Below are 21,422 nucleotides of genomic sequence, written 5' to 3'. Positions count from 1 at the left end.
CAAGTACTCGGCAGATCAAAGGTGCGTCGGATCACCGGGCGCGCTTAGCCAAGCAACAGGCTTGGTACCTACACTTACGGAGTTGTATGGGAGTCTATTTTGTAGCTTGGAAGGGGCTGAAGAAACTGGCTGTAGAAGCTGCTCCTCATAATACAGACGCATCGCTCGAGGGCACGTGCTCGGAGGACATTGTAGTCGTGGCCGGCAATCCGGATTGTCCTCAGAATGCAGAGGGATTGGAGATTGGGGCCAGCTACGAGTTCGAGGCGGAACAGTGGTTCAGAGTCAGCGACAACCGGCGTGAGTATTGGGACTGGCTCAATGACCTAGCACGCTTGGTCGGCTACCACTGGCAGAATCCTGACGCAAATGGGCCGGGCCCATTTCGTGAACTGATTCTCTACGGACGACATACCGGGACTATCGGGGCAATCGCTTCAGCGAAGCTTGTTGCCGACTTCGATACTTGGGACGGGCGTGCACGGTCTATCAAGGACGATGCCTTCTACGAACACTATGCTCTTATGCGGTCTATGTTCGAGTACGCCGCGACCGACGGAGCTGTGGAATTCCGGTGCTGCTGAACGAGTCCCTGGACGCCAGGAGCTTGATAAGGAACCGTCTATGAGGGTTGTCGCTACAGCCGCGGATTTGCTACGCTGCTCTAGATATACCTTCTCGGTCAAGTTAGGATCGAGACGTTGTTACGTTCTAATTTAACCGGAATCGGCTAGAACACAAGGGATATATTTGTGAGTGCAGCGGAGGCGCCTTGGGCGAGCCTGTCTTCCCGCGTGATACATGTCGCGATGGCGCGCGAAGGATGTAGTTATGCCCGGTTGATCGATGCCTTGGCGGAGGCGGGAGTTGACGAGGTGGAGCGCCCGCTTATCGCGCGTGTCGCGCGTGGCTCTGTCAAGTTCACTTTGCTCCTTCAGATCATTCACGTAACGGGTGCGCACCCGCCCACCTTGTGGATGGATGCATTTGCGTCGGAAGGTACCTGGGAGACTCGTGCACAGGCAATTCTAGCGATCGAGCTTGCGCAGCAGCCGTGGGTTACGCCAGACGAATTGCTACACCGTCTCGCAGTTGTAGGGGTGAGTACTACGGCAAAGACGATGCTATCGCATCTCTCCGCCGGAGACTTCTCGTTGACGTTCTTTCTTCAATGTATGGCCGTTCTCAGAAGCCAAAGCGTGGACACGTATGTTGATTCTCGTACGCTCGTATCGGCAGCGATGCAGGGTATCCACCCTACAACAGGGTAGTTGCTCCGCGCCGAAGTTGCCTTGCCAATCGCGGACCAATGGCTAAAATGAAACCGTATATTGGTAACGGTTTCGAATTGCCGGCAATTTGATTCTTCGATCTGGCAGGTCCGCGAAGAGGCAGAGTAATGACGACGCCGAGCGAGCGTACGGCTGCGGTGCTTAGGACGCGTGCGTTCCTCGTGGAGCTATCGAGGTCGCCGGCCGGCACCATACCTCCAGACGTAGCATCGGTCGCCGAGAGCTTGCTGCGGCACTATCCGGGGCTGGCCGACATGGAACTGACCTGTGCGGTGTATCCCGCGCGCTGGGAAATGCCGGTTTCGCGTGCGAAGTCGGGTCGGTGAAGCGGTTCGAGCGGAGCGCTCTGGCTCTTCGGTCGAAGCAACTTACTCTACTGGACGTTTGTCCTGCTGAAAGCTCTGCCGGCTCAGGAGGTCGAGATGCCGATTTGGAGACTGCCTTCCGTAAAGGAAGTGCCTGATGTCAGTCTCAGCAACTGGCGGATCTTTGAGACAGATGCCGGGACTCGGCATTTCGTCGGTGCCGATACTCTAGACTTTACTGGTCGTGTCAGTTCTGCGATCACCATTTTCGACCCCGTTACCTTGTGTGGCCAAACGCGCTCGGGGCGCGTTTATCAACTTGTCGGAAAAGATGGCTGGTCGATCGATGCCGAGTACGTATGGAAAAGGTGGTGCGACGTGAACGAAGTGAGGTCATACTCCGACGTCACCTCAAAACTACTCGCCGAGGCCGATGTAGATGATCGTACCTGATGGTGCGCAAGCTGCCATTGTGGCGAGTTGCTGATCGCTTGGTTCACCATAGCCCGGTGCCAGCATTGTCCTATCCCGTTTGGACTAAATGTCGGTGACCAGACATGCGTACATAACAGCGCATGCGGACAAGTCTTCATGCTCAGCTATGCTGCCGCGAAGACTGGTTGACGCGTTGGTATTCGAGGGGCGATATGAACGAGGCCGGCTTTTTGCAAGCCGCGCTGATGCTTCGTGGCGACCACCGGTGTTCTGGCTAAGGTATGGGCGGCCCGCGAAGCATCAGCGCTGACTGCGAGTTCAGTCTTGAATCAGGAAGCGATTGCGATTCTTCGCATCTTTGATCCAAGCCGGCGCGCGACCGCGGCCCGACCAGGTCGCACCAGTCTTCGGATCGCGATACTTCGCTTCTACCGGCGCCGTCTCCTTCTTGGCCGCCTGATTGTGACGTCTGCCGAAGATGTCCTTCTCGGTGATACCGTATTCCGCAACCTTGGCTCGGATTTCGTCAACTACGGCTTGGAATTCTGCTAAGCGGGCGGCCTCAGTCTTCTCGGACAGAGCTTCAAGTTGATTGCGAAGTTCCTTGTAGGTCGCCATGTTCACTCCTATGGTTTGCGTTGCGCACATAATAACGCTTTTGCCCCAGGGGGAGCTACAGGGCAAACCTCGAGCTTGCTTGGGTCAGTGGAAGAGCAGCTCGTGTGGTCAGAGCTGTATCCCGCAATTGACAGGATAACTGTGTTTATAACGAGTCAATCAGGCTCGACCGTGGCGGGCATCGGGCATCGGGCATCGGGCGGCGGACGGCGGACGGCGGACGGCGGACGGCGCGCTGTTGCCCGCGCGTGCGCGCTTACAAGAAGGCAAGTCGCCTTGCAACTGGAAACTGCTTTCCCCTGATAGCCGAGGGCTTTACTTGTCGCGATAGCACCGTTGTGCGTCGCAGTTTCAAAATTGCAGCTCGAAATGGACCGGGGGAACTCTCTATCCGCCGGATGTCGCGAGTGGCGCGGGGGCCGACGGATTTCTCTGATGGGCTCACAATACCAATAGTCACAATTCCGCGAGAATTTGATTTGCGAGCATATCGCACGGCGCTCGGTCAGAGCGAACACTTCGCGCAAGAACAAACTCAAGGGCGTCGATAGGGGGCAAGCCTTCCACCGCGCCTAGTTGCGCGAGATCGGCAGGAACTGTAAATCGCACGAGTGGGGCGACAGCCATGCCCGCCCTAGCCATGCAGATCAGGCTCTGGAGGCCGACGCTTTCGCAAGAGATCCGATATGGAATGCCGGCGAGCTTGAGCGCACTGATCGCACGCATACGGACTACATCGCCATGAGCAGGGACAGCAATAGGCAGTGGGCGTTCTTTCCATATTGATAGATGGCCACTGCGAGCCGTCCAGACAACGGGTTCAAGGCGTATCTGGTCTCCAGCGATGTCTCGGGTTTTTACGGTGCAAGCCAGATCGACGGTGTTGTCTTTGAGTGCGGAGGCGAGCGCTCTGCTTGTCATCCCGATTACGCGAATTTGTACGCGCGGATGCGCGGTCGCGAATTTTCGAAGCACAGCTGGTAGCAGCAACGACGCGCAGTCGTCAGAGACACCAATCGTCACTCGGCCACGAATATCCGGTTGGACTACCGTTGCCCACGCCTCCTCGCGCATGGCAAGCATGCGCCGGCCATAAGCGACTAGTCTGCTGCCATCATGGGTCAAAGAGACGGTTCGAGTGGTCCGTACGAAAACGGACTTCCCGAGTGCTTCCTCAAGTGCTTTGATCCTCATACTGATTGCAGAAGGAGACCGACGCAATGACGTTGCGGCGCCTACAAACGAGCCGGTGTCTGCCACAGCGACGACCATCTCGAGAACGTCAAGATCCAGCTGTTTCATGAATCAGAAAATCAGGGTTCTACATCCGTTTGTTTAAGCGGATATGGTGGCTACCAAAACTCCCAGTCATGTCAGGAGAGCACACGGCGCGTCTGTTTAATTGGGAGGACTATACGCCAACGCATCCTTCATTCCGAGTGTCACGGCGCAACGCGCTCCTTCGACTTCAGACGGAGCGCACTGAAAACAAATCCTATGGTCGCAGTTGCCCCGCCGAGCCACAAGGCGACTGTAGGCCCGTCTTTTCCCCAGGCATGAAAGCACTGGGCAACCAATGCCGCGCCGACGGCTTGTCCCATCAATCTTGAGATTGCAACGATCCCACTGGCTCCGCCGCTGCGATGCGGAGGTGCATTGCCCATAATCGCTTTCATATTCGGCGCTTGATAGAGGCCGAACCCAACACCGCAAATAGCAAGCCTAAACACGACGTCTGCATGAGTTGCTGCCAGTGGTGTCCTTGCTAGCGCAACCATGCCAACGCTGAGTATTAGGAGACCAGCGCTGCAAAGGGTACCGGGAGAAAGCTTGTCAGTCAGTGGCCGTACCACCACCGCCATCGCGGCAACCACCAACGACCACGTCGTCAGCAGCGCCCCTGTAGACACAATCGAGATACCGATAGTGCTTTGGAGGAAGAACGGTAGCGATACAAAAGCGAGCGATTGTGTCGAAAAGGCGCAAACGGATGTCAACGAAGAGAGTCCGATGACGGGTTTGCGCATCAGGTCGACCGGGAGCATGGGGGCCGGATGGCCGGATTGAAGCTTGAGCAATATAGCTAGAGAGATCGCGCAGGCAGAGGCCGCCAGAATGATCCAGAGCTGGCCGAATCCGTTAGCCAAAGCGCAGAAACCGAAGGCCAGAAAGCCCAGAAATGCCGCGCAAGAGCTCCCAGTCGCGAAGTCACAAGGGGTGCGAGTGCCTTCTAAATTTGGCAGAAACCACAACGACAGGGGCAGAGAAATAATTCCGACGGGGACATTGAACAAGAAGAGCCAATGCCAGGTGGCGACAGAGAGGATTGAGGACGCAAGAGGAGGCCCCAGCGTAAAGCCGAGCGCAACGACAAGCGCATTCAAGCTCAGTCCTCTCCCGAGCTGGGCTACCGGATAGATATGGCGGATGAATGCGGTATTCACGCTCATGATTGCTGCAGCGCCAACGCCTTGCAGGACCCGGCCGGCAATAACCCAGTCAAAGGAGTCCGCGGTGCCACATACGATGGACGCGATGGTGAACAGCGTAAGACCCAATACGTAGATTCGGCGGTAGCCTATGGCTTCGCCGGAGGAGGCAAGCGGAAGCAGCGCTGCGATCATCGCAATCTGATATGCGTTGGTGACCCAAATGATCGAGGCTTCTGAAGATTGTAACTCGCGCGCAATCTGTGGCAGAGCAGTGTTGCTAATCGTGGTATCGAGAGTGGCTAAGGTCACGGCGCTCATCAGCGCGGCCATCGCCATGTAACGTTGTCGAGGGGAGACGGAATGTATGTTTGCTACAGCTGTGGCGGGGGAAGACATCGGGGTAATTTGCTAGACAGAGCTACCGCAAATATCCCACACGTCGAGCCATCTTCGAAAATGATTATTTTGTATGGCGTCATTCACCTTGTGAATGCTTCGTTGTCGATGACCCATGTAGGATAGCCAAAGACCCAGCTTGCGCATGGTTGTTCCAAAAACTCATTATGTTGAAAATTTCTCTCGCTTTACGCACGGCAGGAACGTTTCGATAATGCGTTATACGCAAAACTGGTTCAAAAATTAGGGCCAGTGAGTTGATAGCTCCCGCCGCTACTGGCGGTCATGTTCTGTGAGATAAGCGATGCGCAATGCGAACGTAGAAAGCCTGTTGAAGAAACTCGTTGGCCAAGAAAAGTCCGAATTCCTGTTTTCAACGCTCAATTTTCCGACTGTTCTGCGGGACTGGGAAGGCGGCACCGTTACCAGAGCTGAACTGGCTCAAGCCATGAACATGGCGCTGTTCGAAGATCTTTTGAGCCGTTCGCCGAGCGGTCGCACGTACACGAACGACACCATCGCAACAGGCGGCTCTGTGTATTTCGACCATGGCGCGCTGCGAACTGTCCGCTGGCCGAATAATGGTGCCTTGCCCCCGGGTGAAGGTGCATTCACCCGAATCCTGCGCCCGCTGGGTTTCCGGCTTAACGGTCGCTATCCGCTGGACGCGCTCGGCATGACAGGGCGCGCGTACGCGCACGAAGATGCACCAGATGAGATCGCACAGTTCTTTCTGAGCGAACTCCATCCGGAGCGTTTCTCGCGCGAGTTTCAAGACGCCGTGACCAATGTCCTGAGCTCATCGACAGATCCGCTGACTCCGCTGGCCATTTCGCAGCTCTCGGACCTCGAGCGAGACGGAGCGCTACCTCTCGATACAGCACACGAATTGTTGCCCGTTATCGTCAGTGCCTTTGCGCGCCATCATGACCTTCCTTCGGAGGCTGACTATGAAACGCTGCTGCGTGAATCTGCCGAGATGGCATGGATCGCAACAGAAGGCAATGCATTCAATCATGCAACCGATCGAGTTGAAGACGTCTTTGCGCTGTCGGATGAGCAGAAGGGAAAGGGGCGGCCGATGAAGCCCGAGGTCGAGCGCTCACGCTCCGGGCGTGTGTTTCAGACAGCCTATCGCGCCGATACGGTGCAGCGTGAATTCAAATCCGCGGACGGCAAGATCGTCATGCGGGAAGTGCCCGGTTCCTTCTACGAGTTCATTACGCGCAAGCGTACGTTTGACCAGGTGACCCGCGGTTGGAAGACTGACTTGCGATTCGACGCTGGCAATGCGACTGGCATTTTCAAGATGACCGCCAACGCAGCGCAGTAAAGTGAAGCCAACTACCCCGTTTCAGGCAAGCAAGGGTCCACTTCAGGAAGCCGAAGGAGATCTCCGGAACGCGATCTGGGGGGATCCGCTTCGATGCCAGTTCAAAGGCGCTGTAAGCGTCCGACGCATCCAGCTGTCAGCAGATTCCGGTGTCGGGCTTCAATCTGGATCGGTTCCTTCCAGAGAACGGGTTTAACGTCGCACGGGGGCTCGTGGGCATCGAAGGAGTCGGTGCCGTCACGATTTAGGCGAAAGCCCGACTCGTGCACCGTCCGGCGTGACATGTGCAGCTCGTTCTGGCGTTTTGCAAAATCTACACTGCGGTTGACGCCCCCAATTCAACCACTTTTCTCCCATTACCATCGAAGGCGTAGACCGCGGCGTTATCAAAGCTCGGCAGGCACGCCAGGTGGCGGCTGAAGAGACCTCCCTACTACCCGCGGGCGATGCGTGGGTCGTGCTTGAGTTTGACGCCGATACGGTTGCTGATGCCGTCGACTAGGCTAATGATGCGCACGCTTACTTTGCGGCTGGCCTAGGCGGTCCCAGCGTCAGCGGGTTCGTCTTCGAAAATAAGACGAAGCAGCAGAAAATCTGGTCGATTCTTGAGGCGATGGGCCTCCGCTGTTTCGTTGTCGATTGACGCTTCCAAACCAGACCCTATGGTTGGCTGGGAGGGTGTCGCGATTGACCTGATGCGTCTCGGCGACTATCTAGGGTACTTTCGGGCGCTCGTTGACCCTACGGGCACTCGTCTCTTCTTGTATTTGGTCGTGCGCGTTTTGCCCCGTCCACCGGATACTTCACGGCGTTCAAGTGCTTGCCACCGCACGAGAGCAACGTCGCGAACGCCGTCTTCTCCTGCGTCACGCCATTGATCCCGCTCCACAGAGAGAGCGGTCATCCAAACGCGGCAGGCCCCGCGATCGCGTCGCATATCTTCGGTGAATACATTCATGCGGATTATCAATTGGTCGTTATGACGGCCTGAAAATACCATCGATACAGTCCGGTGTTCCTTGCGACGAGACCTGAAGTACATCCAGCACAGCGGCCATTCAACGGGCTGTCTGCGTGCAAGGGGACGACGATGCCGCGAGGCTGCGTCCCGACACATCGTTCTCAGTTTTTACTTAATTAGTATAGGAGACACCTTGAGTACCAATCTGGAGGAATCCCGGGACGTACGGGAGGCAGAACGCGATCTGGGCATTCCAGACGATACGAACGAATGGCCGGTGCACATATACCAGTCCTTCAAGAACAATGACGTTCGACAGGTCTGTTATGTGCCAGACGGAGGCCACGCTCGCCTTATTTCGCTCTGTAAAAGCGATGCCAACATCATTTCCACCGCACTGACTACGGAAGAGGAAGGGGTCGGTGTTGTTGCCGGTGCATGGCTGGGCGGTCAGCGAAGCGCACTGCTCATGCAATCGTCTGGAGTCGGCAATTGCGTGAACCTATTTTCCCTGTTGTCTGCATGCACTTTCCCGGCTGTGATCGTGGTGACCATGCGGGGTCAATGGGGCGAATTTGTGCCGTGGCAGATACCGATGGGCCAAGCCACGAAAGGCTGTTTCGATCTGATGGGTTTCGCCGTCCTCGAAGTGCCGGACGCCGAGTCGGTCGCCGGTACGATGCAGGCCGCGTTTCAGATGGCATATGGTGGTGGAAAGAGCGTCGCCGTGCTGATTTCTCAGCGCCTTATCGGCGCGAAAACCTTTTCAAAGTGAGAGCGTTATGGCGAACGAAACGGAAAAGATGACGCTGGATCGTCGGACCGTAGTCGCGGCACTGCTCCGCGATCGGAAGGATCTCCTGGTTGTCACCGGCTTGGGCTCAGCTGTTTGGGATTGCGCCGCAGTAGGGGATAGCCCTCTGACATTCCCAGTCTGGGGGGCAATGGGAGCTGCCAGCACGACTGGACTGGGATTGGCTCAAGCGCAGCCCGACAGACCTGTTGTGGTCATTACCGGGGACGGCGAGATGCTGATGCAGCTGGGCGCGCTTGCAACCATCGGTGTGAGCCGGCCTCGCAACCTGACTATCGTCGTGCTGGATAACGAAGTGTATTTGGAAACAGGGGCGCAACCAACGCATACCGGATCCGGCGTCGACCTCGCCGCAGTGGCGTCGGCATGTGCCATTCCGTCGAGTTCGGTGATTAGAAGCATGGCTGAGATCGAAGCGCTGCGTGACAGGATACATCTCAAGGATGAAACGATCTTCGCGCAGGTGAAGATTTCGCCGACACGCGCGTCCCTCGTGATGCCGCCGAGAGATGGCTCGCATCTCAAGGATCGCTTCCGGTACGCGTTGCTGGGCGAGGCTGCTTACGACTGAGCCGTCGACGGTCGGAGGTGATCGTCGCTGTAACGGCCTTTCTGATCCGAGCGGTTAGCCCTTGCTAGTTTGAAGGGCAATTGCTCATGGATGACCGGTGAACCGCTTCTGTATCGCCGACTTGCCGACGGCTTCAGCTAGCAAGCTAAAGAACGCAGAGTAGGAGGCAATCAAGCCTAGCGAAACACAGCTTTCTGCCGGGTCCTATGGATCGCGGTTGCTGACGCGTTTCCTGCGCGATAACCAGCGTAAGACTTAACCATCTGATAGTCGGCCGAGCGGCTGACACGGAGTATGAAACCTATGCAACGGTTCGAGAATGTAATCCGCGGCAAACGCATTCCTGCAGCGTCGGGAAAGTGGATGCAGAGCCTTGATCCTTTCCGAAACGAGAACTGGTGCGAGATTCCTGATAGTGACGAATCCGACGTTGACGATGCAGTGCAAGCTGCACATGACGCATTCGTCTCATCCGCATGGGGTGGACTGACGCCGAGCGCTCGAGGAGCATTGCTCAGGAAATTTGGTGACCTCGTGAGTCAGCACGCGCAGCGTCTTGCCGAGTTAGAAGTACGCGACAATGGCAAGCTGCTGACAGAGATGATCCTTCAGCTGCGGTACATCCCGCAGTGGTTCTATTACTACGCCGGTCTTGCGGACAAAATCGAGGGTGGCGTTCTTCCCATCGACAAACCCGACCACTTTGTTTACACGTCGTGGGAGCCTCTGGGGGTGGTGGCTGCCATTACTGCGTGGAATTCCCCGTTGCTGTTGCTAACGTGGAAACTGGCACCGGGCCTCGCCGCGGGCAATACATTTGTCGTCAAGCCATCAGAATTTGCCAGCGCGTCGACGGTCGCCTTCGTTGAACTGTTTGAAGAGGCTGGATTCCCGCCGGGCGTTGTGAACGTTGTATGCGGTACTGGCGCCGGTGTCGGCGAGCCCCTCGTGCGTCATCCACAGGTCGCCAAGATTGCATTTACCGGTTCCGATAATGCAGGCAGAGCCATTAACCGGGCCGCCGCGGCGGATTTCAAACATACCACCCTGGAACTCGGCGGTAAGTCCCCGAACATCGTCTTCGAGGATGCAGACCTTGATGCGGCGGCGGCTGGCGTCGCATCCGGAATCTTTGCTGCTGCTGGTCAGACATGCATGGCGGGTTCGCGGTTGTTGGTGCAACGCTCGATCTACGATGCATTCATCGATAAAGTTTGCGCACTTACTAAAAGTATCAAAATTGGCGATCCGATGGACCCAGAGACGCAAATGGGGCCGCTCGCGAATATCGCCCACTATCACAAGGTGTTGAGTTGCATTTCCGACGCTGAACGGGAGGGGGCAAAGCTCGCCATCGGTGGGCGAGCGCTAGACACTCCGGGGGGAGGGCTTTTCGTTCAACCGACGATCTTCCGTGATGTTGACAATAAATCGGAGCTTGCACAACGTGAAGTCTTTGGACCGGTTCTCGCTGTTATCCCGTTCGAGGACGAAGAGCACGCCCTTGCGTTGGCGAACGAGACTAAGTATGGTCTGGGCGCCGGTGTCTGGACCAAGGACATGAGGCGTGTATTTCGTTTCACGCGGCGATTGCAATCTGGCACGGTGTGGGTGAATACATATCGCGCAATCAGCTTTATGGCCCCTTTCGGCGGAGTGAAAGATAGCGGGCTGGGACGAGAAAGCGGGCAAGATATGATGAAGGCATATCTGCAGTGCAAGACTGTCTGGATCAATAATTCCGAAAAAACACCAGAAAATCCTTTCGTCATGCGACTAAGCTGAAGTGGATAAGGTTGTTAAGGGCTCAATATGCTTGAGCCTTTCGTCACTTAATAAGGATGGCGAATCACATATCAGTGTGGAGATGGAGACGGATTTCGCCATAATTCAAACCAAATAAGGCTACGCGGAACGGGATCAGGCTTGTCTCATAAGGCGTCGAGCGTTACCCAATCGCGAATGGCTGCCACATAAGACGCCGATGCGTCAGCATGTGATGCTCAAGGAATGAATCATGAATGACCAGACCGAACAGGATTTGCTGGCGAGATACGATACTCGTCGGCGGGTGATGGCGATCGTAGGTGCATCTTCTGGAAATTTTGTCGAATGGTTCGACTTCTACGTTTATGCGTTCTGTGCATTGTATTTCGCTAGCGCATTCTTTCCGAGCGGAAACTCAACAACGCAGTTGATGAACACAGCCGCGGTCTATGCCATAGGTTTTCTGATGCGGCCGATTGGCAGCTGGCTGTTTGGGAGGATTGCGGACCGTCGCGGACGACGGGCGTCGATGATGGTGTCGGTCCTGATGATGTGCGGAGGATCGCTTATCATCTGTTTGCTTCCGACATACGCATCGATTGGTGCGTGGGCACCGTTCCTGTTGCTGGTAGCGAGAATGTTTCAGGGGTTATCTGTTGGCGGTGAATATGGTACGAGCGCGACGTATATGAGTGAGGTCGCGCCGAAGGGGCGTCGGGGATTTTTCGCGTCGTTTCAGTACATGACGCTTATCTGCGGCCAGCTATGTGCGCTCCTCGTGTGTGTGCTGCTGCAGCAGCTGCTTTCAGTCGAAGAAATGAAGGCGTGGGGATGGCGCATTCCGTTTTTGGTAGGCGCATTTGCGGGTCTTATCTCCCTGTACTTGCGGAAATCCCTGGACGAAACCTCTACGTCACATTCACGTAACGCGAAAGATGCTGGAACTATACGAGGTGTGTGGAAGCACAAGGGTGCTGTTCTCACGGTTGCAGGGTTTACGATGGGAGGCTCTTTGAGCTTCTATACGTTTACGACGTACATGCAAAAGTACCTCGTTAATACCGCCGGCATGTCGGCCAAGACCGCCGGTAACGTTATGACGGGTGCGCTCTTCGTCTTTATGGTCATGCAGCCAATCTTGGGCGCTCTTTCAGACCGCATTGGTATGCGTCGATCGATGATCTGTTTTGGCTTGTTGACGACCCTTTGCACGGTTCCCTTAATGTACACCTTGAGGACATCGTCAGATCCGATACTCGCGTGTGCTCTGGTTTCAGCCGCACTCGTTATGGTGAGCTTCTACACCTCGATCAGCGGCTTAATCAAGGCGGAAATGTTTCCTGTCGAGGTCAGAGCAATGGGCGTGGGTCTGTCCTATGCGATTGCCAATTCAATCTTTGGCGGGACAGCAGAGTATCTCGCACTTTGGTTCAAGTCGATAGGTAGTGAGACGACGTTCTACTGGTATGTGACCGTGATTTGTGCCATCTCACTCATCGTGTCCTACCGTATGCGCGACCCGAGCAAGGACGGATATCTACGCCACGAATCATGAACTGGTGAGGAGTCTAAGAGGCGGTTTTGCCAGTTGGTGAAATGCGATGTGACAGTATGGAACAGGTGCTTTCGAGTTGTCTGCCGGCGCTTTTCGATGAGGCGCCTTTACCTCTTCCGCTCTGTTGCCGGGGCGCTGATGTCTCAAACGTCAGCGCCCTTTTTCGCCAAATCCACGTTTTTGGAACTCGACCCGATTGATATCTCGGCATTGTGTTTTTTGATGTCGTTAATTTCGCCCCAAAAGCCGTGGTTTTGATGGCCCACGTCGAATGCAGGCCGGCAATGCACGGCGTATGAGAGTATTTTCGCTACTGCAGAAGGGGGTAAGCGGCCAGCCATCCCATCTTGAGTTTGACCGAGACGCTTGGGAGTATCGTGTCCACTAACAAGTAAGCGGACACGTGACCACTATCGAATCGGAATCACTCCCGGAGCGTCGTCGGCGGCGACGCTACAACGAGGAGTTCAAAGCGCAGGTGGTTGCGGCCTGCCAGGGAATCGGCGTATCGGTTGCGGCCGTCGCGCTGGAACACGGGATCAACGCGAATCTGCTGCGGCGCTGGATCGATCAGGCGGAAGGTCGACTTCCCAGAGGCCGTTGGGCCGTCCACCGGCCACGCCACCGTCACCGCCAGTCTTTGTGCCGTCGGCATTGGGAACGCCGAGTCCGCATTCGCCAGAGATCCGCATTGAGGTGCTCCGGGGAGATCAGTCGATTACGGTGAGTTGGCCGGTGTCCGAGGCAACCCAGTGTGCCGCCTGGCTGCGTGAGTGGCTGCGGTGATCCGAGTTGACGAGGTCTGGCTGGCAGTCGATCCACTGGAGATGCGCCGGTTTCGATACGGCCTTGGCGCGTGTGGTCAAGGTGTTCGGCGCCGCTCACCCATACCATGCCCATCTGTTCGCCAATCGGCGCGCCAACCGCATGAAGGTCCTGATTCACGACGGGATCGGCATCTGGCTGGCCACGCGACGCCTGAACCAGGGGCAGTTCGCCTGGCCGCACCTCGGCGGCGAACCCAAGCAGCGTGCCTTGACGCACAAACAACTGGCCGGCCTAGTGCTGGGCTTGCCGTGGCAACGCATCGGCGAGGACGGCGTGATCCGTGTCGTCTGAGTCCGGCGGGACGTAAACAGTTGCGCTTCCGCCGTCTGCAGGGTTCTGGCAGACTGGCCCGCATGAACTTGCCTGCCGACCTCGACGCACTCAGCCCGGAATTAACGCCCTCATGTCGGTCAAATAAGTCCTCGCGGTCAAGAGGGGACCGCTGGCCGCTCACGAAGGGCGGATGGCGTGAAGTAATTGCCAATGGCGCCGCCCGTGGACTAGGCAGTGGACCACGAGCGGGGAGTTCGTGGCCCACGCGACGGCGGATCAAGACGGGATGTGATTCATGGTTGGGGCGGTGTCATCGCGGGCGCCAGGCAACAACGAAATCAGATCGATGCAGTGCCTAACCGACTAAGAATGTTTTTAGCCCGGTCAATGACTGGTCGATCAATCATCCGACCGTCTAACATGACGGCGTGCGAATTGCGGGTTGCCGCGATTACCCGCTTGGCCCATTCGACTTCTTCGACCGATGGAGCGAAGATTACATTCGTCAAGGCTAGTTGAGTGGGGTGTACACAGAGCTTTCCGAGGAAGCCGAGGTTCCTTTCGAGCCGCGCGGAACGTTCGAAAACTTCTAGGTCAGCGATATTCTCCGTCACCCCCGAAACAGGGGCGGGCAATCCCGCAGCGCGGGAAGCGACGATCATTCTTGAACTAGGGTAAATCAATCCGACGTTTTCTTCCGGCGGCAATTCGAGCTCGGTCTGAAAGTCCATGTTGCCGAATGCGAGACGGCAAATCCGGTTGCTAGTGGTAATTTCTTCGACGTGAAGTATCCCTCGCGCGGTTTCGATCATTGCCACGAGTGGCAGATCTGTGGGAAGCGCATCGGCAGCGGCGACCAGCTGGGCCCCCGAATCGACCATTGTCAGAAAGACTCCGGCGATGCGCTCGCGAATCTCCCGTAACGCCAGAGCATCATCGGCGAAGTCTCGACCGTCAAACGGATTGACACGGATTGCCACCTTGCAGTCGTCCACGCCATTTAAAAAGGCGATCGTATTTTCCCTGGCGGACTGCTTGTTCGCGGGGGTAACAGACGCTTCCCAGTCGATGATGACCACGTCTGCGTCACATCGCATCGCTTTCGGAAAACGTTCGGGGCGGTCGCCCGGGACGAAGAGAAATGATTTCGCGGTCTCCAACAGACTGCGACCGTTCCGGTCGCGGGTTGTGGTGTCGGGGGCGTGTGAAGTGGGCTTCATGGTCGTCGCTGCAAAGCAGATCTCTAGTGGTGAATTGACGATTCGCCGGACGTCAGGCCGCACACATCATTGGCCTGTTCGGACTGGGCGGAAAAACCCGCCATGCGCCGTCACGATGACGAAAGAAAAACATGGCAACCGTCCCTCGCGGGTTGACGGTCTCGACGCATACGTAACATTCACCTGTGGACCGCTGGTTCCTGAACTGGGTGACGCGAACCTGGTTCGCGAGATCCGGAGCAAGCCAGTGCTCTACCATTAGTCGTAGCGACCCTCTAGCGCTCGCCATTGACCTCTCCTTCACTGCTCCTGCATTACGGTTCCGGTACCGCGGTATCACTGCCGGTTGCTCTCGCGCGATTCTGGTGCGTTCCGTGCCGTGTAAGGGGTTCACGGGCAAGCAGTAAGGGACATCAGCTTCGCGCAATTCAGACTCGGGATACTGGTCAGAGTACCTTCCACGTTGAGGTGGCACTTGCCACGATTCCACCAGTGTCGTCCGTAGCTTCGGATCGGAGGAAGCAGATTTGCCGGCCCTTGCGGATGAAGTGGCTATTTGCGGTGAGCATTCCTTCGCGTGCAGCCCGGATGTACTGGATATTCATCTCAAGGGTCGCCCCTGCGCCGACGTGGTGCTTAAGCAGGTGACCCATCGAGATATCGAGGACTGTGGCTGTCACTCCCCCGTGCAAAGAACCTTGGGGGTTAAACATGAAATCGCTGATTGGCATCATGACGGTGCACGATTCTTCGCCGTATTCCACCTTCATGCCGAACAGGCGTGCCAAAAAGAAGGTATTGAAGTCCTGGTGGTAAGTTCGGAGGGCGTTCTCGAACGCGCTCCGTGCCCGGGTTTCGTCCATGGTTATGTCAATCTTTGATGAGTTGCGCCACGTCTTGCTCGGCTAGACCACGAATCACACCGCGAGCTTGCAGTTCCTCGATTTGATCTGAGGAGAATCCGAGCAGGGAACCGAGGATCTCTCTTGTGTGCTCGCCCAGCATCGGCGGCGGCGCTGCGGCGCTCATGGGGCTGTCATCGAGGCGAACAGGGTTCGCAATGTTTTTCACCTCTCCAGCGACGGGATGTTCCATCGACAGGATCATGCCGCGCTCTGTCAGTTGAGGTGCTTCGCAGACCTCGCCAACGGTGCGGATCAAACCACAAGGCACACCGGCGGCACCGAGCCTCTCGACCCAGTACGCGCGCGTGTTGTCGCGCAAAAGCGCCGCGACGAGAGGGCGCAGTTCGTTCCGGTGGCTGACACGTTTGGGTGCAGTGGCAAAGCGTGAATCCTCGAGCAGGTCAGTCGCGTTGGTCACGTCGCAAAACAGTTTCCAGAACTTGTCGTTTGCCACTCCGAGATTGATCCATCCATCTGACGCCTGGAAAGTCTCATACGGGCAGATGGTCGGATGTTCGTTTCCTCGCCGTTTCGGGGATTCACCGGTTGTAAAGAAGATGCCGGCGTTAAACGTCAGCAGCGAAGCGAGCGCATCGAGCATCGAAATCTCGACGGTGCGTGCCACGCCCGTCTGGCTGCGCTCATATAGAGCTGACAGAATGCCTTGTACCGCGAAAAGACCCGCAATCATGTCGGCAATCGACGTACCTACCTTGGTCGGCTGGCCGTTTGGATCGCCGGTAATATCCATCACACCTGCTTCGCCCTGCACGATCAGGTCATATCCTGGCCGCTGCGCGTCGGGACCCTCTGAGCCGAAGCCGGAGATTGAACAGCAGATGAGACGCGGGTTGCGCTTTTGTAACGTCTCGTGGTCCAAGCCAAGGCGCTGCATTGCACCGGGCCGGAAGTTGTCGACTACGACATCTGCGGTTTCGATGAGCCCAAGAAGAATCTGCTTCCCGGCGTCGCTCTTCAGGTCAATTGCGCAACTCCGTTTGTTGCGATTGACCGAGAGGAAGTACGCACTTTCGCTCGCGACAAACGGAGGTCCGAAGGCCCGGCTGTCGTCCCCGTTCGTCGGCTCCTCGATCTTGATGATATCGGCGCCGAGATCTCCCAGATGCATCGTCGCGAACGGACCGGACACTACCCGTGTCAGGTCGATAATCCGGATGCCGCTGAGGGGGTGGGCCGATGTACCGTGCCATGCCGTATCCGAGTCCATTTTCCTCTCCTCCAAGGTGTCTTTTCGGCAGAGTACCAACAGCCATCGTATTTTCTAAATGGATTTTGCGTATCTTGATATTCATGTAAGATATGATGTCCATCACGTCGGGAGGGGCTGCGAAATGAACCTTCGCTCCGTTGACCTCAATCTGCTGGTCATTTTCGATGCGCTCATGCGGGAGCGAAACGTTACTCGGGCCGCCCTCAGGATTCCGATGAGCCAGCCGGCCATGAGCAATGCTCTGGTCAGGCTTCGGCATCTGTTCAAGGACGATCTTTTCATCCGGTCCGGCGGTACGATGGAACCCACGCCGCGGGCGATGGAACTTGGCGAGTCCATCAGGCAGATACTGCGGCAGACGGAGAGGTTGATGTCGAGCGATGTCAACTTCGATCCGGCAACGGCTCAGCGTGAGTTCACTGCGCGCATGTCCGATCTGGTTGGCTGCCTTGTCTTACCCCAGATTCTCGCTGCGCTCTCGGAGAAAGCGCCCGGAGTAACGCTGGACATTCTTCATATGTCACCGGAACGGACGATCAGGGCGCTTGAGAGCGACCAGCTGGATTTCGCCTTGAGCATGCAGTTGCAGCATGCGTCCAATATCCGAAGCCAGCCGTTGTTTATGGATCAAATGGTCTGCGTAATGCGAGCGGATCATCCACTCGCTCAGGGGGAGGTGACGCTGGAGCGCTTTCTCGAGGCGGATCATCTGCGCGTGGCGATGAGTCCGACTGACATTCGCTTCGTCGACAACGTGCTGGCCGACCAGGGTTATGCGCGAAAAGTAGTTGCGAAGGTTCCGCATTGGTTACTCATCCCGCCCATCTTGCGGGAAAGCCAGTTGATCGCTGTCATCTCCGGTAAGCTCGCGGCCCGTTTTGCATCGGAGCCGCTCGCGGTGCGCCCTTTGCCATTTCCGTCAGAACCCTTTTCGTGGGACATCTACTGGCACCGCCGCAATGACAATAGCGTGACGCACAAGTGGATGCGAGATCTGATCGTTGAGACCTGCACCACGCTGTGAAGCGCGTTGGCTAAGAGGTAGCCTGGATTATTTGTCTCGTGAATAGTTCGATATAACCTATCCATTTCAAAAATAAATACTGCAAGCATATCGTTGGGCTTGCAGGCCTCCAGACACGAGCCTACGTGTCAGAGCCGGCTTTCCGTCGGCAATCCTGTCGGCGCGACAAGGAAAGGAGGAGACACGATGCACAACGAAATCGCCGCGGCGCACCCCGGCACTATCGGTGCGGACGAGCGAAAGGTCATATTTGCTGCCTCACTGGGGGCAGTTTTCGAGTGGTATGACTTTTTTCTGTATGGTTCGTTAGCCGCCCTGATTGCGGCGCAGTTTTTCAGCAGCCTGAATCACACGACGGCATTCGTTTTCGCGCTATTGACCTTTGCGGCCGGATTTATCGTTCGACCCATCGGTGCGCTCGTCTTCGGTCGACTGGGCGATCTCGTTGGTCGAAAACATACGTTTCTGCTGACCATCATCATCATGGGGTTTTCGACCCTGGCTGTTGGACTGTTGCCCGGCTATTCCACTCTCGGGGTAGCGGCCCCAATCGCTCTTGTCATCCTGAGAATGCTTCAGGGACTTGCGCTTGGAGGCGAGTACGGCGCAGCAGCCACATACGTCGCTGAACATGCACCAAATGATAAAAGGGGTGGCTGGACTTCGTGGATTCAAACAACGTCCACGGCAGGCCTGCTTCTGTCGCTGGTGGTCATCATCGTTGTCCGATCGTTGACAGGTAAATCGTTCGACGCGTGGGGCTGGCGTATTCCGTTTCTCTTTTCCGGCCTTCTGCTGGCGATTTCAATCTACGTGCGTCTTTCGATGAGTGAGTCGCCGGCATTCCAACGCATCAAGGCAGAAGGGCGCACGTCTCGTGCGCCACTGTCGGAGGCGTTCGGTCAGTGGCGCTATCTCAAGCTCGTGCTGCAGGCGCTGTTCGGACTGCTCGCCGGGCAAGCCGTCGTGTGGTTCACCGCGCTCTTCTATGCGATGTTCTTTCTGACGCAGACGTTGAAGGTCGATGCCAGTACAACGAATCTGCTTGTCGGACTTGCACTGGTGATCAGCACGCCGTTGTACATATTTTTCGGCCGATTGTCGGACCGTATCGGCCGAAAGCCGATCATCCTTTGCGGGTCGTTACTGGCAGCGTTGACCATCATTCCGATTTTCCATGGTCTGACACAGTTTGCGAATCCCGTGCTGGCGGCCGCGCAGACGTCATCTCCGGTCGTCGTCGTCACGGATCCAAGGGATTGCTCATTCCAGTTCAATCCAACCGGCACAGCGACTTTCAATAGCGCTTGCGATGTCGCACGGCGTGTCCTGTCAGCGAATTCCGCTAGTTATGCGACAGAAGACGCACCAGTGGGCACGAGCACACGGGTCCGGATTGGCACCACGGAGATCGTAGCCCCTTCTTTGAAGGGGCTTACTCCGGCGCAGGCAAAGGCGATGGAACAGGGCTTCAGGGCGGCGACGACCACGGCCCTGAGCAATGCCGGGTATCCGTTGAAGGCCGATCCTGAATTGGTGAATCAGCCAATGATCCTGGTGTTGCTCGTGCTGCTTATGTCCTATGGCGCCATGACGCTTGGTCCAATTGCCGCGATTCTCGTTGAGATGTTCCCAACGCGAATCCGCTACTCCGCAATGTCATTGCCATACCACATCGGCAATGGCTATTTCGGCGGCCTTCTGCCGACCATCTGTTTCGCGCTGGTGGCGCAGACAGGGAACATCTATTTCGGGCTGTGGTACCCGGTGACGGTCGCTGCCTTGTCATGCGTGATTGGTTTCGTGTTCATTCGGGAGCCGCGTCACGACAGCATCTATAGCGACGATTGAGTCGTAAAACTATTCATTTGGTGAATGTGAGAATACTGCAAATCCATTTGCTAAATGATTGTCGTGTTCGTAAAGTGAAATTGCGCGGTGGCAACAAGAAGCAGCCGCGACACATCTAACCCAGGAGAGTGAGAGTCATGAGCAACATCGAGCAACTCAAGAGTGAGATCAAGGTTGTGATGTTCGACCAATACGGCACCGTGGTCGACATGCAGAAGGGGCTGACGGAATTCGCAACCCCGTTCCTCAAGGAGAAGGGCTGGACGGGCAACCCGAATTCCTTCGTGACGTGGTGGCGTCGGACGCACTTCGAGAATTCGATGATTGATGCGCTGCTGCACAAGGAGCACACGCCGTATCGTGAAATCGGCTTCCGTGCAGTCGCTTACACGCTGGATCGCGCTGGCATCAAGCATACGGACGACGAAGTTCGCTACCTCGTGTCCTGCATCGAGCGTCTGAAGCCGTTCCCCGATGTTCCTGAAGCGCTGGCGCGTCTGCAAACGAAGTACAAGATCGTCGTCCTTTCGAACGGCGATCCGGACATGCTCGAAACCGCCAAGGACTATCACAAGATTCCGTTCGACCGGGTCATCTCGGTCAAGGAAGCAGAGTCGTTCAAGCCGCACGTGGCGACCTACACGAAGGCCGCTGAGATCATGGGCGTGAAGATGAACGAAGTGCTGTTCGTCGCGAACCACGCGTTCGACTGCCTTGGCGCGAAGGCGGCTGGTATGCGCTCCGCATTCATCGACCGCCGCAAGCGTCCGTTCGGCGGCACGCCGCATCAACCGGACCTCTGGGTTGATGACATGGCGTCGCTTGCGGACGTGATGGTTTAACCGGTAGAAACAGCGATGCTTCGTTCTGGAAATCGCGCGATCCCGCGCTTGCCTGCGAGTGCGGCTCCCGCGCCTCTCTATCTGCGGTTCGCAGATGCGCTGGTGAAGAGCGGCTTCGAGGGCGAAGTATCGACTCGTGATGGTGATCGGATAGTTTTTGCCACGGACAATTCGATTTTCCAGGTGACGCCGCAATGCGTGGCATTTCCAAAGCATCACAATGATGTGGTCAGGCTGATGGAACTTGCGGGAACATCGGCCTGGAAGGAGATCAAGCTGGCGGCCCGCGGCGGCGGCACCGGTACCAACGGACAGTCGCTGACCAATGGGCTGGTGGTCGACCTTTCGCGCCACATGAATCAGATCCTTGAGATCGATCCTGGCCAGCGTTGCGCTCGCGTGCAGTCCGGCGTGGTGAAGGACCAGTTGAACCTTGCTTTGCGTCCTCACGGACTGTTTTTCGCTCCAGAGTTGTCCACGTCAAACCGGGCGACCATCGGTGGAATGGTCAACACGGATGCATGCGGTCAGGGTTCGGTGGTCTATGGGAAGACACGGGACCATGTGCTTGAACTGCACACGGTGCTGCTTGGTGGTGAAGCGCTGCGGTCACGCCCGCTCGACAACGATGCCCTGGAGGCCGGGAAGAGCGCACCGGGACGTATTGGCGCCGTGCATCGGCTACTCGACAAGAACCTGTCCGCATTTTTGTGGGCGAGGCGGTTGAACAACGCGTTATCCACGCGCCTGCATAAATCGCTCGCCGAAC

21 protein-coding genes are annotated in these 21,422 nt (G+C 56.7%); 15 read left to right on the top strand and 6 right to left on the bottom strand.

Going from position 1 to position 21,422, the window contains the following annotated elements; genetic code table 11:
• Positions 1 to 86: 86 nt before the first annotated feature.
• From DIE22_RS32910 to DIE22_RS32900, 4 genes are all read left to right on the top strand, one after another.
• On the top strand, positions 87 to 584 hold the full coding sequence (locus tag DIE22_RS32910; protein WP_124607019.1) for a hypothetical protein: 498 nt from the start codon (positions 87 to 89) through the stop codon (positions 582 to 584).
• Positions 585 to 752: 168 nt separating this feature from the next.
• Positions 753 to 1,271: a DUF6471 domain-containing protein gene (locus DIE22_RS39390; RefSeq protein ID WP_221623912.1), complete on the top strand. Its 519-nt coding sequence runs from the start codon at positions 753 to 755 to the stop codon at positions 1,269 to 1,271.
• Between the two features lie 128 nt (positions 1,272 to 1,399).
• Positions 1,400 to 1,618, top strand: a complete 219-nt coding sequence (locus DIE22_RS39385) for a BPSL0761 family protein (RefSeq protein ID WP_124607018.1) — start codon at positions 1,400 to 1,402, stop codon at positions 1,616 to 1,618.
• A 96-nt stretch (positions 1,619 to 1,714) separates the two neighbouring features.
• Positions 1,715 to 2,050: a hypothetical protein gene (locus DIE22_RS32900; RefSeq protein ID WP_185640744.1), complete on the top strand. Its 336-nt coding sequence runs from the start codon at positions 1,715 to 1,717 to the stop codon at positions 2,048 to 2,050.
• Positions 2,051 to 2,350: 300 nt separating this feature from the next.
• Here DIE22_RS32900 and DIE22_RS32895 read toward each other — a convergent pair whose 3' ends face one another.
• The 3 genes from DIE22_RS32895 to DIE22_RS32885 form a co-directional block, all read right to left on the bottom strand.
• A complete protein-coding gene (locus DIE22_RS32895; RefSeq protein ID WP_124607017.1) occupies positions 2,351 to 2,650 on the bottom strand; it encodes an H-NS family nucleoid-associated regulatory protein in 300 nt (99 codons plus the stop codon).
• Between the two features lie 456 nt (positions 2,651 to 3,106).
• Positions 3,107 to 3,952, bottom strand: a complete 846-nt coding sequence (locus tag DIE22_RS32890) for a LysR substrate-binding domain-containing protein (protein WP_124607016.1) — start codon at positions 3,950 to 3,952, stop codon at positions 3,107 to 3,109.
• 140 nt (positions 3,953 to 4,092) lie between these two features.
• The gene (locus DIE22_RS32885) at positions 4,093 to 5,418 is read right to left on the bottom strand and encodes an MFS transporter (RefSeq protein WP_260426821.1); all 1,326 of its coding nucleotides are present in this window, start codon (positions 5,416 to 5,418) and stop codon (positions 4,093 to 4,095) included.
• A 364-nt stretch (positions 5,419 to 5,782) separates the two neighbouring features.
• Here DIE22_RS32885 and DIE22_RS32880 point away from each other — a divergent pair, with 364 nt between their 5' ends.
• The 7 genes from DIE22_RS32880 to tnpB all read left to right on the top strand — a co-directional run bounded on the left by DIE22_RS32880 (position 5,783) and on the right by tnpB (position 13,598).
• A complete protein-coding gene (locus tag DIE22_RS32880; protein ID WP_124607014.1) occupies positions 5,783 to 6,811 on the top strand; it encodes a DUF1338 domain-containing protein in 1,029 nt (342 codons plus the stop codon).
• A 1,154-nt stretch (positions 6,812 to 7,965) separates the two neighbouring features.
• Positions 7,966 to 8,547, top strand: a complete 582-nt coding sequence (locus DIE22_RS32875) for a phosphonopyruvate decarboxylase (protein WP_260426820.1) — start codon at positions 7,966 to 7,968, stop codon at positions 8,545 to 8,547.
• A gap of 7 nt (positions 8,548 to 8,554) precedes the next feature.
• A complete protein-coding gene (locus DIE22_RS32870; protein ID WP_221623911.1) occupies positions 8,555 to 9,157 on the top strand; it encodes a thiamine pyrophosphate-dependent enzyme in 603 nt (200 codons plus the stop codon).
• Between the two features lie 303 nt (positions 9,158 to 9,460).
• Complete coding sequence (locus tag DIE22_RS32865; protein ID WP_124607013.1) at positions 9,461 to 10,942, top strand: aldehyde dehydrogenase; 1,482 nt, start codon at positions 9,461 to 9,463, stop codon at positions 10,940 to 10,942.
• Positions 10,943 to 11,174: 232 nt separating this feature from the next.
• A complete protein-coding gene (locus DIE22_RS32860; protein WP_124607012.1) occupies positions 11,175 to 12,479 on the top strand; it encodes an MFS family transporter in 1,305 nt (434 codons plus the stop codon).
• Positions 12,480 to 12,882: 403 nt separating this feature from the next.
• Positions 12,883 to 13,206 carry a transposase gene (locus DIE22_RS39380; RefSeq protein ID WP_124607011.1) on the top strand — a complete coding sequence of 108 codons (324 nt, stop codon included), beginning with the start codon at positions 12,883 to 12,885 and terminating at the stop codon, positions 13,204 to 13,206.
• Positions 13,207 to 13,271: 65 nt separating this feature from the next.
• A complete protein-coding gene (gene tnpB / locus DIE22_RS32850) occupies positions 13,272 to 13,598 on the top strand; it encodes an IS66 family insertion sequence element accessory protein TnpB (RefSeq protein ID WP_148093205.1) in 327 nt (108 codons plus the stop codon).
• Positions 13,599 to 13,918: 320 nt separating this feature from the next.
• Here tnpB and DIE22_RS32845 read toward each other — a convergent pair whose 3' ends face one another.
• From DIE22_RS32845 to DIE22_RS32830, 3 genes are all read right to left on the bottom strand, one after another.
• Positions 13,919 to 14,800 carry a CoA ester lyase gene (locus tag DIE22_RS32845; RefSeq protein WP_124607010.1) on the bottom strand — a complete coding sequence of 294 codons (882 nt, stop codon included), beginning with the start codon at positions 14,798 to 14,800 and terminating at the stop codon, positions 13,919 to 13,921.
• A gap of 446 nt (positions 14,801 to 15,246) precedes the next feature.
• Complete coding sequence (locus DIE22_RS32835) at positions 15,247 to 15,663, bottom strand: PaaI family thioesterase (RefSeq protein WP_124607008.1); 417 nt, start codon at positions 15,661 to 15,663, stop codon at positions 15,247 to 15,249.
• Between the two features lie 7 nt (positions 15,664 to 15,670).
• A complete protein-coding gene (locus tag DIE22_RS32830; RefSeq protein WP_124607007.1) occupies positions 15,671 to 16,933 on the bottom strand; it encodes a CaiB/BaiF CoA-transferase family protein in 1,263 nt (420 codons plus the stop codon).
• Between the two features lie 124 nt (positions 16,934 to 17,057).
• Here DIE22_RS32830 and DIE22_RS32825 point away from each other — a divergent pair, with 124 nt between their 5' ends.
• From DIE22_RS32825 to DIE22_RS32810, 4 genes are all read left to right on the top strand, one after another.
• The gene (locus tag DIE22_RS32825) at positions 17,058 to 17,960 is read left to right on the top strand and encodes a LysR family transcriptional regulator (protein WP_124607006.1); all 903 of its coding nucleotides are present in this window, start codon (positions 17,058 to 17,060) and stop codon (positions 17,958 to 17,960) included.
• 186 nt (positions 17,961 to 18,146) lie between these two features.
• Positions 18,147 to 19,811, top strand: a complete 1,665-nt coding sequence (locus DIE22_RS32820; protein WP_124607005.1) for an MFS transporter — start codon at positions 18,147 to 18,149, stop codon at positions 19,809 to 19,811.
• 137 nt (positions 19,812 to 19,948) lie between these two features.
• Complete coding sequence (locus DIE22_RS32815) at positions 19,949 to 20,653, top strand: haloacid dehalogenase type II (RefSeq protein WP_124607004.1); 705 nt, start codon at positions 19,949 to 19,951, stop codon at positions 20,651 to 20,653.
• Between the two features lie 15 nt (positions 20,654 to 20,668).
• On the top strand, positions 20,669 to 21,422 hold a 754-nt coding region (locus tag DIE22_RS32810), incomplete at its 3' end, for an FAD-binding oxidoreductase (protein ID WP_148093204.1).

Origin of the sequence: Burkholderia sp. Bp9142, assembly GCF_003853415.1 — a bacterium.
GTDB lineage: Bacteria > Pseudomonadota > Gammaproteobacteria > Burkholderiales > Burkholderiaceae > Burkholderia.
The sequence above is the reverse complement of the archived record's forward strand: the minus strand, read 5'-3'. Positions and strand labels throughout refer to the sequence as shown.

What these genes read in the sequence shown, in the direction of transcription:
- DIE22_RS32910 (WP_124607019.1), top strand. Translation starts at nt 87, where the DNA reads ATGGGAGTCTATTTTGTAGCTTGGAAGGGGCTGAAGAAACTGGCTGTA.
- DIE22_RS39385 (WP_124607018.1), top strand. Translation starts at nt 1,400, where the DNA reads ATGACGACGCCGAGCGAGCGTACGGCTGCGGTGCTTAGGACGCGTGCG.
- DIE22_RS32900 (WP_185640744.1), top strand. Translation starts at nt 1,715, where the DNA reads ATGCCGATTTGGAGACTGCCTTCCGTAAAGGAAGTGCCTGATGTCAGT.
- DIE22_RS32895 (WP_124607017.1), bottom strand. Translation starts at nt 2,650, where the DNA reads ATGGCGACCTACAAGGAACTTCGCAATCAACTTGAAGCTCTGTCCGAG.
- DIE22_RS32890 (WP_124607016.1), bottom strand. Translation starts at nt 3,952, where the DNA reads ATGAAACAGCTGGATCTTGACGTTCTCGAGATGGTCGTCGCTGTGGCA.
- DIE22_RS32885 (WP_260426821.1), bottom strand. Translation starts at nt 5,418, where the DNA reads ATGGCGATGGCCGCGCTGATGAGCGCCGTGACCTTAGCCACTCTCGAT.
- DIE22_RS32880 (WP_124607014.1), top strand. Translation starts at nt 5,783, where the DNA reads ATGCGCAATGCGAACGTAGAAAGCCTGTTGAAGAAACTCGTTGGCCAA.
- DIE22_RS32870 (WP_221623911.1), top strand. Translation starts at nt 8,555, where the DNA reads ATGGCGAACGAAACGGAAAAGATGACGCTGGATCGTCGGACCGTAGTC.
- DIE22_RS32865 (WP_124607013.1), top strand. Translation starts at nt 9,461, where the DNA reads ATGCAACGGTTCGAGAATGTAATCCGCGGCAAACGCATTCCTGCAGCG.
- DIE22_RS32860 (WP_124607012.1), top strand. Translation starts at nt 11,175, where the DNA reads ATGAATGACCAGACCGAACAGGATTTGCTGGCGAGATACGATACTCGT.
- DIE22_RS32845 (WP_124607010.1), bottom strand. Translation starts at nt 14,800, where the DNA reads ATGAAGCCCACTTCACACGCCCCCGACACCACAACCCGCGACCGGAAC.
- DIE22_RS32835 (WP_124607008.1), bottom strand. Translation starts at nt 15,663, where the DNA reads ATGGACGAAACCCGGGCACGGAGCGCGTTCGAGAACGCCCTCCGAACT.
- DIE22_RS32830 (WP_124607007.1), bottom strand. Translation starts at nt 16,933, where the DNA reads ATGGACTCGGATACGGCATGGCACGGTACATCGGCCCACCCCCTCAGC.
- DIE22_RS32825 (WP_124607006.1), top strand. Translation starts at nt 17,058, where the DNA reads ATGAACCTTCGCTCCGTTGACCTCAATCTGCTGGTCATTTTCGATGCG.
- DIE22_RS32820 (WP_124607005.1), top strand. Translation starts at nt 18,147, where the DNA reads ATGCACAACGAAATCGCCGCGGCGCACCCCGGCACTATCGGTGCGGAC.
- DIE22_RS32815 (WP_124607004.1), top strand. Translation starts at nt 19,949, where the DNA reads ATGAGCAACATCGAGCAACTCAAGAGTGAGATCAAGGTTGTGATGTTC.